Source organism: Acetobacter senegalensis, from assembly GCF_001499615.1.
Classification (GTDB): domain Bacteria; phylum Pseudomonadota; class Alphaproteobacteria; order Acetobacterales; family Acetobacteraceae; genus Acetobacter; species Acetobacter senegalensis.
Genome location: NZ_LN606600.1, coordinates 3,752,850 through 3,765,777, shown reverse-complemented (window position 1 = coordinate 3,765,777; position 12,928 = coordinate 3,752,850). Strand labels below are relative to the sequence as shown.

General features: G+C 54.0%; 12 protein-coding genes. 7 read left to right on the top strand and 5 right to left on the bottom strand.

All coding sequences use genetic code 11. The features are described from left to right. Window positions 1-130: 130 nt before the first annotated feature. Window positions 131-1,627, top strand: a complete 1,497-nt coding sequence (locus tag ASN_RS17310; RefSeq protein WP_058989441.1) for a malate:quinone oxidoreductase — start codon at window positions 131-133, stop codon at window positions 1,625-1,627. Between the two features lie 561 nt (window positions 1,628-2,188). Here ASN_RS17310 and ASN_RS17305 read toward each other — a convergent pair. From ASN_RS17305 to bioB, 4 genes are read right to left on the bottom strand one after another with little or no spacing between them, the layout of a single operon-like run. After that, entirely contained in the window at window positions 2,189-2,719 is a 531-nt protein-coding gene (locus ASN_RS17305) for a 6-pyruvoyl trahydropterin synthase family protein (RefSeq protein ID WP_058988959.1), read from the bottom strand. Further along, entirely contained in the window at window positions 2,712-3,440 is a 729-nt protein-coding gene (gene queC, locus ASN_RS17300) for a 7-cyano-7-deazaguanine synthase QueC (protein WP_058988958.1), read from the bottom strand. Before queC ends, ASN_RS17305 begins: the two co-directional genes overlap by 8 nt. 3 nt (window positions 3,441-3,443) lie before the next feature. Further along, on the bottom strand, window positions 3,444-4,088 hold the full coding sequence (gene queE / locus ASN_RS17295) for a 7-carboxy-7-deazaguanine synthase (protein WP_058988957.1): 645 nt from the start codon (window positions 4,086-4,088) through the stop codon (window positions 3,444-3,446). A gap of 22 nt (window positions 4,089-4,110) precedes the next feature. Then, the gene (gene bioB / locus ASN_RS17290) at window positions 4,111-5,145 is read right to left on the bottom strand and encodes a biotin synthase BioB (protein ID WP_058988956.1); all 1,035 of its coding nucleotides are present in this window, start codon (window positions 5,143-5,145) and stop codon (window positions 4,111-4,113) included. Between the two features lie 486 nt (window positions 5,146-5,631). On the opposite strand from bioB, the gene ASN_RS19075 reads away from it, so the two are divergent. After that, window positions 5,632-6,386, top strand: a protein-coding gene (locus ASN_RS19075; protein ID WP_099048343.1) for an IS5 family transposase whose coding sequence is annotated in 2 segments (ribosomal slippage) — window positions 5,632-5,962 and window positions 5,962-6,386 — 756 coding nt in all. Because the reading frame shifts where the segments join, the coding sequence is not laid out codon by codon here. A 123-nt stretch (window positions 6,387-6,509) separates the two neighbouring features. On the opposite strand, the gene ASN_RS17275 is transcribed toward ASN_RS19075, so the two are convergent. After that, a complete protein-coding gene (locus ASN_RS17275) occupies window positions 6,510-7,283 on the bottom strand; it encodes an SDR family oxidoreductase (RefSeq protein ID WP_058988955.1) in 774 nt (257 codons plus the stop codon). 140 nt (window positions 7,284-7,423) lie between these two features. Here ASN_RS17275 and ASN_RS17270 point away from each other — a divergent pair, with 140 nt between their 5' ends. The 5 genes from ASN_RS17270 to cysC all read left to right on the top strand — a co-directional run bounded on the left by ASN_RS17270 (window position 7,424) and on the right by cysC (window position 12,740). Next, window positions 7,424-8,347: a LysR family transcriptional regulator gene (locus tag ASN_RS17270; RefSeq protein ID WP_058988954.1), complete on the top strand. Its 924-nt coding sequence runs from the start codon at window positions 7,424-7,426 to the stop codon at window positions 8,345-8,347. Window positions 8,348-8,449: 102 nt separating this feature from the next. Beyond that, window positions 8,450-8,737 (top strand): putative hemolysin, encoded by a 288-nt coding sequence (locus ASN_RS17265; protein ID WP_058988953.1) that lies wholly within the window; start codon window positions 8,450-8,452, stop codon window positions 8,735-8,737. A gap of 551 nt (window positions 8,738-9,288) precedes the next feature. Further along, window positions 9,289-9,975 carry a phosphoadenylyl-sulfate reductase gene (locus tag ASN_RS17260; protein ID WP_058989440.1) on the top strand — a complete coding sequence of 229 codons (687 nt, stop codon included), beginning with the start codon at window positions 9,289-9,291 and terminating at the stop codon, window positions 9,973-9,975. Between the two features lie 63 nt (window positions 9,976-10,038). Next, complete coding sequence (gene cysD / locus ASN_RS17255; RefSeq protein WP_006557924.1) at window positions 10,039-10,833, top strand: sulfate adenylyltransferase subunit CysD; 795 nt, start codon at window positions 10,039-10,041, stop codon at window positions 10,831-10,833. A gap of 26 nt (window positions 10,834-10,859) precedes the next feature. Then, a complete protein-coding gene (gene cysC / locus ASN_RS17250) occupies window positions 10,860-12,740 on the top strand; it encodes an adenylyl-sulfate kinase (protein ID WP_058988952.1) in 1,881 nt (626 codons plus the stop codon). The last annotated feature ends 188 nt before the right edge of the window (window positions 12,741-12,928 follow it).

Below are 12,928 nucleotides of genomic sequence, written 5' to 3'. Positions count from 1 at the left end.
CCCATAGGTGCGGCTCCGTCTGCCTCTGCTCTTGCGTCATGGCAGGAAGCGCTGCATTCGGAAATGCTTTCCGGCACTGTTCTTTTTGTGCGGACAAAACAGGACAGGGCTGACCAATTCGGAGACCATGATGAGTTCCACCACGACCGATACCTCTTCTTCCGTTGATGTCGTCCTGATCGGTGGAGGCGTAATGAGCGCCACGCTCGGGGCTTTTCTTAGACAGCTTCAGCCAGACTGGAGCATTAGTATTTTTGAACGCCTGGATAACGTGGCGGAAGAAAGCTCGGATGCCTGGAACAATGCGGGCACCGGCCATTCCGCGTTGTGCGAACTCAATTACACCCCGCAGCAGGCTGACGGCAGCGTGGATATCAGCAAGGCTGTTGCCGTTAACGAATCCTTTCAGATTTCCCGTCAGTTCTGGGCGTATCTGGTAGAGCAGGGGATTATTGCTACCCCACGTGACTTCATTACGCCCGTGCCGCATATGAGCTTTGTATGGGGCGATGCGAATGTCAGTTTTCTGAAGAAGCGGTATGAAGCCCTGAGTGCGCATCCGTTGTTTGAAGGCATGGAATATTCGGAAGACCCCGCGCAGATGGCGCAGTGGATGCCGTTGGCCATGAAAAATAGGCCCGCTGGCCAGAAACTGGCTGTAACCCGGAGCCTGAACGGCACGGATGTGAATTTTGGAGCCTTGACGCGCCTGCTGTTCGGATATTTGGCCAGCACTCCAGCCTGCACATTGCATACCAAACACGAAGTTCAGGATATCAAACAGGGGAAGGATGGACGCTGGCGTGTTCAGGTTCAGGATTTACGCCTGAACACACAACGTACCGTCAGCGCCAAGTTCGTATTTATTGGCGGCGGTGGTGGCGCGCTTCCTCTGCTCCAGAAGACGGGTATTCCGGAATCCCGTGGTGTTGGTGGCTTCCCGGTCAGCGGTCAGTTTCTGCGTTGCAAGAACCCGGATATCATCGCCCAGCATCATGCAAAGGTGTACGGCAAGGCCTCAGTCGGGGCTCCGCCCATGTCTGTCCCGCATCTTGATACCCGGATGATCAATGGTCAGCGGGCACTCCTGTTTGGGCCCTATGCAGGGTTCTCCACCCGTTTCCTGAAAAACGGATCTTTGCTGGATCTGCCCCGGTCCATAAAATCCAACAATATCGGTGCCATACTGGCCGTGGCGAAGGATAATTGGCCGCTGACTAAATATTTGATCCAGCAGGTTTTGCAGTCCAATAGTGAACGTATAAACGCCCTGAGGGATTTTGTGCCTGAAGCCCGGTCTGAAGACTGGGAACTGGTGACAGCAGGCCAGCGTGTGCAGATCATCAAGAAAGACGCCAGAAAGGGTGGGGTGCTGCAGTTCGGCACCGAAGTTATCGCCAGTCAGGATGGTTCGGTTGCGGCATTGCTGGGCGCTTCTCCCGGTGCATCCACTGCGGCACCCATTATGTTGACGGTGCTGAAAAAATGCTTTGCAGACAAGTTGCCGGAATGGGATGCCAAGCTGAAGGAAATCATTCCGTCTTTCGGGCAGAAGCTGGCCGATAATCCCGAACTGTGCACTCAGCTTCGCGATAAAACCACCACAGTCCTGAATCTGAAAGAATAGAGAACAGCCAAAATGTCTGGGTCGCCTGCTAACAGGGCCCAGACTAATTTTTAGCTGGCAAAGAATGGAATAGGTTCAGGGGCATCTATCTATAGGGTTCGAAAGCCCCTCTTTTTTCGATTATATCGAAAGTGCAACCTATTGATATTTCTAGTGATAGAAACGTTCAGATAGGATTTTTCGGCCCCTCCACCTCCGTATATGAGACCATATGGGCACAAAAGAGGGCTTCTTGGCTGGTTTTCAGTCCAGCAGACGAGCCAGCTTTGAATTTCCAAAATCCTCAGCAAAGAGGATGGGGTGGAACAGGTTCCGGCATGGGCGGCCCTGTCTTGAGAATGCCTCCGACAGATGGGAGACTATTTGAGAAAGTCTGTCCTAGCCCGCTGGACTGGAACGGCTTTTTTGAGGTCACGCACGTGGGAGTATTGTTCTGAGTACTAAGCGTTGGGTCTTAAAGTCTATCTTTTTAGCCCCGGAAATTTCTTGCTGACTCTCTGCGGCTTATTGTTCAAACAGCCTCGAAGATAGACAACGCGCCAAATTCTGTTGGCGCTGGTTTCAGGTTGCGTCCGAAATACTCATGTCAGCCCGCTGCCACCAGCATTCAGCCGGAGGGCGGATCATCGGAATGATTTCGTCGGGATTTCCGCTGAATGTGACCGTGTTTGTCGGGGTTTCCTGTAAGGAGAGCTCCGTGCAGCGGAGCATATCTCCTTCTGCCCGCAGAAAGGCGTTGATCTTCGCCATCATCAGGCAGACCATCAGTTCCGTGGTGGGGTCACCAGGCGTTACCACAATGCGGCGTGCACGCTCCGGTTCATGGGCCTGAAACCATCCCAGAAGAGGGTCATCTTCTGCCAGTTGCAAAGCATGATCCAGTTTCTCATCTACAAAACGATGCCAGGTGCTTTTGGCTTTCTGGAACGAAACAGGCATATTGCCTTTGCCATCCAGACGGGTCTGGTGGGTAGGGGATAATTTTACAGTTACGAATTCATTATGCCCATGAGGTAGAGCGCAGGACTCGCTGGCGCCATGAATAAGCCGATGGCCCATGGAAAAGCGCCGGGTAAAAACCAGATTAGGCATGAGCCTTCTCCGCTTCATAGTCTTCCCATCCCGCTCGGCGGAGATCACAGGCAGGGCATTTTCCGCAGCCATGGCCCCACGCGTGGAGCGCTGTGCGTTCTCCAAGATAACAGGTATGGCTTTCACGGTTAATCAGGGTGACAAGATCATCGCCACCCAGTTCCTCAGCCAGTTTCCATGTTTCAGCCTTGTTGATCCACATCAACGGGGTGTGCAGCACGTAGCGCGCATCCATCCCCAGATTCAGGGCTACCTGAACGGCTTTTATGGTGTCATCCCGGCAATCCGGATAGCCGGAATAGTCGGTTTCACATACCCCGGTGACAATATGCCGGATGCCGCGCCGGGCTGCGAGGGCCGCGGCAAAGGTCAGAAAGATGATGTTCCGGCCCGGCACAAAGGTGTTGGGCAGGCCCCCTTCAGCCATTGCGATTTCAGCATCGCGAGTCAGTGCTGTTTCTGAGATATCGCCAAGCGCGCCAAGGGCCAGAGTGTGATCCATGCCCAAACGTTCAGCCCAAACCGGATTTTGAGCCCGCATACCTTCACGCAGTGCTTCGCGGCATTCCAGTTCCACCGCATGGCGCTGGCCATAATCAAACCCCATGGTTTCCACACGGCTGAAGCGGGCCAGCGCCCACGCCAGACAGGTTGCGGAATCCTGTCCGCCAGAAAACAGAACAAGAGCTGATTCTTTTTGAGCGTTGAGAGGGAAGGCCATGGATCAGGGAATACCGGTCAGCTTGTGGGTCTGAAGAGAAAGACCCCATTTGGGGTGCGCCATACAGTAGCGGATGGCAGCCTGTATATTGGCGCTTTGCTCTGGCCCGTCCATGGGTTGAAGCCAGAAATGTGAGAAGTCGAGATTTTCCAGCGTAGCGGGATCAAGTCCCGATTGCGGGAAAACCAGTTTGAGCTCAGTTCCGTGCTGCTGTTCAAGCGGTGCGCCGGCTTTGGGGCTGATGCACAGCCAGTCTATCCCGTCAGGTGCTGCGACAGTGCCATTACTTTCAACTGCGATCTTAAAGCCTCGTTGGTGCATGGCATCAATCAAAGGGGTATCAAGCTGGAGGAGGGGTTCTCCTCCCGTAAAGACTACCAACCCCGGTACGGAACGTGAAACAGGTTTGTCAGGCCACAGGCTCGCAATTGCATCTGCCAGGGCATCAGCGTTTTCAAATTTCCCACCGCCGGAACCATCGGTGCCAATGAAGTCCGTATCGCAGAACTGGCACGTGGCTTTGGCGCGATCTTCCTCACGCCCGGTCCACAGATTGCACCCGGTAAAGCGGCAGAACACGGCCGCACGACCAGCCTGTCCTCCTTCTCCCTGAAGGGTGAGGAACATTTCCTTTACGGAGTAAGTCATTGTTTTAAAAGGTCAGGGCAGCTCAGGCCTGAGCTGCGTCCAGACCAATCCCTGTAGTGTGCATACCCAGGCGATCAAGCAGAACCCGATCACGCTGAGCCTGAGGGTTGGGAGTGGTCAGTAGCCGTTCCCCATAAAAAATGGAGTTGGCTCCCGCCAGGAAACAGAGGGTCTGCGTTTCATCGCTCATGTTTTCACGGCCCGCAGCAAGACGCACGCGGCTTTTGGGCATGGTGATGCGCGCTGCGGCAATCATGCGTACAAAGTCGAGCGGATCAATTTCTTCGGCTTCGCCCAGCGGAGTACCTTTTACGCGCACCAGCAGATTGATGGGCACGCTTTCAGGATGGGTGGGGAGGGTAGCAAGCGCGGCAATCAGGCCAGCCCGATCCGTCTCGTTTTCGCCCATGCCAACAATACCACCGCAACAGACATTGATGCCGGCATCACGCACATGGGACAGCGTATCCAGGCGATCCTGATAAGTGCGGGTGCTGATGATTTCACCGTAAAATTCGGGGGAAGTGTCCAGATTGTGGTTGTAGTAATCCAGCCCCGCATCCTTGAGTTTTCCGGCTTGCGCGGAATCCAGCATGCCGAGAGTGACGCACGTTTCCAGCCCCAGATCCTTGACACCTTCCACCATGGCGCAGACGGTTTCCAGATCATGCTCTTTGGGGGAACGCCATGCGGCCCCCATGCAGAAGCGGCTTGCCCCGGCGTCACGCGCCTTGCGGGCTTCTGCCAATACGGTTTCCACAGCCATCAGGCGATCAGCTTTAACGCTTTTTTCATGCCGCGCACTCTGCGGGCAATAAGCGCAATCTTCCGGACAGCCGCCAGTCTTGATGGAAAGAAGGGTGGAAATCTGGATATCTGTCGGGTCAAAACTGGCCCGGTGAATAGTCTGGGCCCGGAACATAAGTTCAGGGAATGGCAGATCCAGCAGAGCCTGAATGTCAGCTACTGTCCAGTCATGACGAATATCAACGCCAGTTACGCCGGACGCAGACATGGTGGAGGAGGGACGGGAAACAGGAGAAGAACCATCGGGCATGTGAGAAACCGGATTTTTTATGATATAAAGATAACATCATATCTGCTTTGCAGCCTGAACGCCAGCGTGCGTCATTCTGAGGGAGACGGGATTTCTTCCAATTAAGAAGGTGTCTCGAAAAATCAGTATGGTCGGACTGCTGAGAAGCTTGTGGCGGAACACACCGGATTGTTGTCCCGCTGGTCACATCGTGCTTTCAGATCGGTTTTTGGGGTCTGAAAAAAATCTTTGCCCGTCCTCACATGCTGCTGGTTCAAACGGCGTTTGAAATAGCGGATTCAAATGCCGAGCAAGTTGGCCTGCTGGGCTGTTGAAGGTAGCCGACAAGGGCTTTTCAGGGGGCTTGGCTCGTATATCGCGTCAAAACAGGGCTGTTTTTCGGTCACTACGGCGTGTCGTCAGTTAAGCGCTGAGTATGGCACGTGAGGGTTGTACTTTGTGGCGTCCTGTGCTGACTGTTTTCCCGATTTTGTGGGAGAGCAACAGATGCGGCGCTACGGTTTACGCAACGATCAGTGGGAACGGATAAAAGACCTTCTCCCCGGTCGTGAAGGTCATGTCGGCGGCACAGCAGCGGACAACCGCCTGTTCGTGGAGGCCGTGCTGTATCGCTATCGCGCAGGCATTCCATGGCGTGATCTTCCTGCCCGTTTCGGAGACTGGAAAAACGTGCATCGGCGTCTGCGCCGCTGGTGTGAAAGCGGTGTTATTGAGAGGATCTTTCGCCATCTAGCCGCGGATCACGACAATGAATACATGATGATCGACAGCACCATTGTCCGGGCACATCAGCATAGTGCCGGAGCCCTCAAAAAAGGGGCGCGGATCAGGCCATCGGACGATCACGAGGCGGGTTGACGACAAAGATCCATGCCATCTGCGACGCTCTGGGCAATCCGGTGGAACTCGGCATCACACCGGGGCAGGATGCGGATATCAGCCAGGCGGAACCGATGCTGGAAAACATCGATCCGGATGCCTTCCTCGCCGACAGGGCGTATGACGCGGACAGACTGATTGATCGGCTGACACAGCGCGGGATTACTCCGGTCATCCCGCCGAAACGCAATAGAACAACCCAACGGGAAACCGACTTCGCTCTCTACCGCGAACGGAACCTTGTCGAGCGGTTCTTCAATAAACTCAAGCAGTTCCGTGCTATCGCAACACGCTACGACAAGCTGAAATCGACCTTCCTCGCAGCCGTGCAGTTCGCTTCAATCATTATCCTACTTAACTGACGACACGCTCTAAAACCAGCGGCTGATTTCTGGATCGGTCTTCCTGATATCTCTATGAAAAAGCCAACTCCAAGAAGAAGGCTTTTGGGAGACAAAAACCTTCTTCCTGCAAGCGGTGTGGACTTATTTTGTCGTGTAACCGCCGTTAACCAGAATGGTCTGTCCCGTCATCCACCATCCATCAGAAACCAGCGTGCGAACAAACGGCACGACATCTTCAATATCCGTCAGGCCGGTTTTGCTGAAAGGCGAAAGGGCCGCGGCGGATTTGTGATAGGCTACAGCGTCAGGCGCTTCTTGCCCGTAGAAAAACGGCGTATCCATGGGGCCGGGCCCAATGGCGTTTACGGAAATGCCACGTGCGCCAAATTCCTTGGACGCAGCACGGGTAAAGTGCTCCACCGAGGATTTTGAGCCTGCATAGGTAGAGTAAAAGGGCGTGTAGGCCCCCAGAAGAGACGTAACAAGCGTGACGATCTTGCCGTTATCCTTCAGGTGAAGGCCTGCTTCTTTCAGGAAGAAATAGGCAGCCTTCGTGTTGACGGCAAACATCTCGTCAAATTCAGCCTCAGTTGTCTCCATGATCGGTTTTTTGAGAACTTTGCCAACGGTGTTGATAGCGATATCGGGCTTGCCGATGGCGGCAATAGTGTCCGCAAACAGCTTTGTTGTTGCGGCTGCCGTTGTGAGATCTGCCTGAAAGGCTACGGCTTTGACGCCTGCCTGCGTTAACCTTGTCAGCGTTTTGTCAGCATCGGCTTTTGTGGCGGCACTATTATAATGAATAGCAATAGCGCCTACACCATGGGCAGCCAGATCATGTGCAATCAAGGCACCAAGATTTTTGGCGCCTCCGGTGATGAGAACTGTTTTTCCGCGAAGAGAATGGTCAACCATAGTGTATCTCCTGTTTTGTGCATGAGTGACAGCCACAAGACTGAGGACAATAATATTGGTCGGCATTAGGCGAATAAATTTGTAATTTTCGACAACATATGTCGTAAAAACAGGACAATCATTGAGTTCTGGAGAAGGGTATGGATCGGATTGATCTGTTCCGGATTTTTACGCGCGTTGTGGAGACAGGAAGCTTCTCAAAGGCGGCAGATTTTCTGGGAATGCCCCGCTCCAGTGTCTCCACTGCCATTCAGATGCTGGAGCAACGGGTAGGGGTACGGTTGCTGGCACGGACGACGCGTTCGGTTTCCGCCACGCCTGACGGACAGGCCTTTTACGACCATTGTGTAAGGCTGATTGTGGAGGTGGAGGATGTGGAAAATCTGTTCAGGCAGAATCACGTCAGCCCGCGTGGGTTATTGCGGGTCAACATGCCGGGACGGATAGGGAGGCTTGTTGTGGCACCTGCATTGCCTGAATTTCTTGATTGCTATCCGGATATCGATATTGAACTGGGCGTAACGGATCGGCCCATCAATCTGGTTGAAGATGGTGTGGATTGTGTTCTGCGTGTTGGGCCTTTGCAGGATTCCAGCCTGATCGCCCGTAAAATTGCGGAACTTCCTTTGGTGAATGTGGCCAGTCCTGCTTATCTGGCGCGGTATGGTTGCCCGATGGTGCCAGAAGATCTGATTCATCATCAAGAAGTGCATTATGCTTCTCCCGGTACCGGGCGCATGGAGGCATGGGAATGGGTGGACGAAGTTCACGGACTGCACAGACACGAAATGGCAGGGCGGGTAACAGTGAACAGTGCCGAAGCCTTGATTGCGTGCTGTCTGGCAGGCTTGGGCCTGATACAGGTGCCGGCGTATGATGTTAAGGCAGATTTGCAGGCGGGACGTCTGGTTGAAGTTCTGCCTGATTATCAGGCAGAGACCTTGCCGCTGGCATTGGTTTATCCTCACAGAAAACATCTTTCCCGCCGGATTCAGGTTTTTGCGGACTGGGTTGTCGATGTGTTGTCCCGGCATGGCGTTGAGAACAGGCATGACAAGTCTTGAATTTTAGGGCAACAACACGCGATACGGGTCGGAATAGGAGCGGGGGAAGAGACCTGCTTTTGGCCGTACCATTCTGTAAGAATTGAACAGGATAATCAGGTCATGAAGCAGATTTTTCAACGTACAATGCAGGCAGCGCTGATGGTGAGCACGCTTGGCATGCTGGCTGGTTGCCAGACACCACACCATGAAGATCGGTCAACACAGCGGGTGCGGCCGTTACGGATGCCTAATCCAGCCACGCTTTATTGCACCAAGAAAGGCGGCACGTTGACCACCCAGCACGATGACCAGAAAGGGCAGGTTAATTTTTGCCATCTGCCGGACGGAACCGTGATGGAAGAATGGGCACTGTTCCGTCGTGATAATCCGAAGCCGCCCGTTCAGTAATTATAGGTAGCAGCACAGTCCTGTAGCCATCTGACTACGGGAGGGAGGATGATGGCAGGGACTGTGCAGAGCCGTGAGGCAAAGACTATGCCAATCATTTAGAGCGTATTTTAAAGCGCGCATAAAAATCGCATAAGGTATATTATGCCAACTAAATGGTAACGGGGGTGGATCCTGGTAGCGCTCCCGGCTTTAAGTCTATGGTTTTGACGGTCTTTGCTCTGTGTTTAATATTCTCGGTTTCTGGCTGATTTCTCACAAAAACCGTTCTGCCAACCGTTGCTGCGGCTATCCACATAAGCAATGGGATCTATCTGCGGAACAGCAGTAAAGGCTGTTTGGGTTGTGGGTGCTCCGTGGCAGGCTAAGAGATATATCACGAAAAAATAATGTGGTTTTTGTGGCGCAAGTTTAAATGTGCCTTGAGCCTTATGTATGGCTTGGATGCAAATTTCGCGTTCATTTTGTGTGGATTGTCCTTGAAGATGCCCGTTTTCGTGTGTAATTGAGGGCGGGCACGGCAATCAATGGCTTTTTTGGAAAGTGCTTTTATGTCTGTTGAACCACAGGTTCTCTCCATGCTGCGTGCAGAGGAAGATGACCCTGTCAAACTTTTGCGGTCAGCCTTTCGGCTTCTCAAAGACAGAATTGCGGTTCTCTCTTCCTTCGGTGCGGAATCTGCGTTGCTTCTTGCGCTTGTAGCGGAAGCAACGCCTGATATGCCTGTGCTGTTTCTGGAAACAGGAAAACATTTTCCAGAAACGCTGGCTTACCGTGCCGAGTTGGCTCGCTTTTTGGGGCTGACCAATGTGCAGGACATAAAGCCTCAGAAAGCGGCGCTTGAAGCGCGAGACCCCACCGGAGAATTGTGGGCGTTTGACCCGGATGCTTGCTGTCAGTTGCGCAAGGTCGAACCGCTTGATGCGGCCTCCCTGCCCTATGCTGTGTTGGTGACGGGCCGAAAGCGCGGTCAGGCGTCCACCCGCGCGGCACTACCTGTTGTTGAGGAAAAAGCTGATGGGCAGGTGCGGCTTAATCCTCTTGCAGCTTGGACGGGTGCAGAAATCACTGAGGAAATGGCACGGCGTGGCCTACCGCCTCATCCTTTGGTCGTCCAAGGTTATCCTTCCATTGGTTGTGCACCCTGCACGCATCCCGTGGGCGCAGGCCAAGATGCGCGTGCAGGACGCTGGGCCGGACTTTCTAAAACGGAATGCGGCATCCATACGGCAGGTTGATGCGCCTTTTTCCACCACTCCAGGTTCACATCTATTTTTCTAGAAACGGGTTTTGATCGTAACATGGACCATCTTGATCAGCTTGAGGCGCAAAGCGTCTTTATTCTTCGGGAAGCCTATCGCAAGCTTCGCCCCCTGGCCATGTTGTGGTCTCTGGGCAAGGATTCCAATGTTATGGTCTGGCTTGCCAAAAAGGCGTTTCTTGGGCGTGTGCCGTTTCCTGTCATGCATGTGGATACGGGCAAAAAATTTCCGGAAATGTATGCGTTCCGTGATGAATACGCCAAGAAATGGGATCTGGACCTGCTTTTGGGCACCTGCCCGCCTGTAGAAGACATGGACCCTTCTTTGCCGCCGGCCGCGCGTTCGGCTGCTCGTAAAACGGCTGGCCTTGCTGCGATGATTGAAAAGCATCATCTGCAGGGCGTGATTGCTGGAATTCGGCGTGATGAACAGGGCACGCGCGCCAAGGAACGTGTGTTCAGTCCGCGTGGTGCGAGCCATAAATGGGATATCCGCAACCAGCCTCCCGAATTCTGGGACCAGTATGCCACCCCGCATGAAGAAGGGATGCATATCCGCGTTCATCCTCTGCTTTCATGGCGTGAGATTGATATCTGGCGCTACATTGAACGCGAAGGCATTCCGCTAGTTGATCTGTATTTTGCCAAAGATGGCAAGCGCTATCGTTCTTTGGGCGATCAGGATATTACAAATCCGGTGGAAAGTAATGCAGCCACGGTTGCTGAAGTTATTGCCGAGCTTGAAACCACCCGCACATCTGAGCGCGCAGGCCGTGCCATGGACCATGAGTCCGAAGATGCCTTTGAACGGCTTCGTGTTGCCGGTTATCTCTGATCTTTAGTGCGGACTGGAATTTCATCATGAGCCAAAACGTTATTTCGTCTCAGGACGCGGCAACTCCTATTGTTATCGTGGGGCATGTTGACCACGGAAAATCGACCCTGATCGGCCGGTTGCTTCACGACACGGACAACCTTCAGGAAGGTAAGGTTGCCCAGATTATTGAGTCATCCAAAAAGCGCGGCCTGAAGATCGAGTGGAGCTTCCTGCTCGACTCTCTTCAGATTGAGCGTGACCAGGGTGTGACTGTTGATTCTACACGTATCCCTTTCCTGCTGGGTGGGCGGGAATTTGTGATTGTGGATGCGCCGGGACACCGTCAGTTCCTGCGCAACATGATTACAGGTGCCGCAGATGCAGAAGCCGCCGTGCTGGTGGTGGATGCTGCTGAAGGTGCGCGTGAGCAAACCCGTCGCCACGCCATGTTGCTGCATCTTATTGGAATCCGGCATGTCATCGTGTTGCTGAACAAGGTCGATCTGCTTGATTTTGACCAGAAGAAGATTGAAGCGGTTGAGCAGTCTGTTTCTGAACTTCTTGGCAAGCTTGATCTGGAAGCCGCGCTGTTCGTGCCTGCTTCTGCCCGTGACGGCGATAATATCGCCTCCCGTTCCGAGCGTATGCCGTGGTACGATGGACCGACGCTGACAGAGGCTCTGGCACAGGTTCCCTCACCTGCGTCACGCGCCAATCTGCCGCTACGTCTGCCGGTGCAGGACGTATATCGCTTCAACGACAAGCGCTATGTGGCCGGGCGTATCGAGCGTGGGCGTGTGCGCGTTGGTGATACGGTTATTATCGGAACGCAGAAGACCCCTGCGCGCATTGCATCCATTGAAAGCTGGCATACTGCACCGCAGGTTGCTGCTGTGGCGGGGCAGTCCATTGCTGTTACGCTGGAGCCGGATGTTATTCCAGACCGTGGTGATCTCCTCCATCTGCGGGAAGAACCGCCGGTTGAGGCGTCCCGTATTCGGACGCGTCTGTTCTGGCTGCGTCAGGAGCCTCTCCGGGTTGGGGAAAGCTTCAAGCTGCGTCTGGCTACGGCAGAGCATGCTGTAACGGTCACGTCCATTGATTCCGTTCTGAATCTGGACGACCTGACCGAACAGCCGGGCGAAGAAGTTCCCGCCGAAGGCTTCGCGGAAATCACGCTTTCTGCCTCGGAAAACGTGCAGTTTGATCCGTTTGTGCCGGGCACCGCAGATGGGCGCGGCGTGCTGGTTGACCGTCAGCAGCGTATTGTTGGTGGGGCACCGTTGATTGGACCGGCTGCAATTGCGGCTGGTGAAAAAGTCATTCATCCAAGTGCCAGCACTGTTACCCTGCAGGACCGCGAACGGATCAAAGGGCATCGGGGTGCCGTGTTCTGGCTGACAGGGCTTTCAGGTGCCGGAAAAAGCACGTTGGCGCGCGGAGCTGAAGCTGCATTGTTTGCCGCCGGGCTGGATGTGACGGTGCTGGATGGAGATACGCTGCGCACAGGCCTGTGCAAGGATCTGGGGTTCTCGGAAGTGGACCGGACCGAAAATGTGAGGCGCGCGGCTGAAGTCGCCCGTATTCTGCGGGATGCAGGACAGGTTGTACTGGTCGCCCTGATTTCTCCTTTGCAGTCTGATCGGGCTCTTGCCCGCCAGATCATTGGGGAAGGTTTTGAAGAAGTCTTTGTGGACGCTGATCTCTCCACGTGTGAACAGCGTGACCCTAAAGGACTGTATGCAGCAGCACGGTCTGGAAAGATCAGCGGTTTCACGGGGATTGATGCTCCCTATGAAGCACCTCAGGCTCCTGCCCTTCATCTGAAGACGGCCTCAGGCAGCGCGGAAAATGTTATAAAAACGCTTGCGTCTTTCGTGAAAGACGCCACGGCGTTATCAGGTGCAGCACGCGCGCGTTCCTGATCGAGTTTGTAAGACTTTTTCGCTTGAAACCCGGTTTCTGGCCTTTTCAGGAACCGGGTTTGGTGTGCGTTGAGGAAAGTGACATGGCTGATGTTTCGCCTCACCTGCTCCAGTGTTTGGCGCAGATCAAATGCTGCGATGTGAGCGTGCCAGCAGGGCCAGAGGCCCGTTCCTTGAAGTGCCATTGA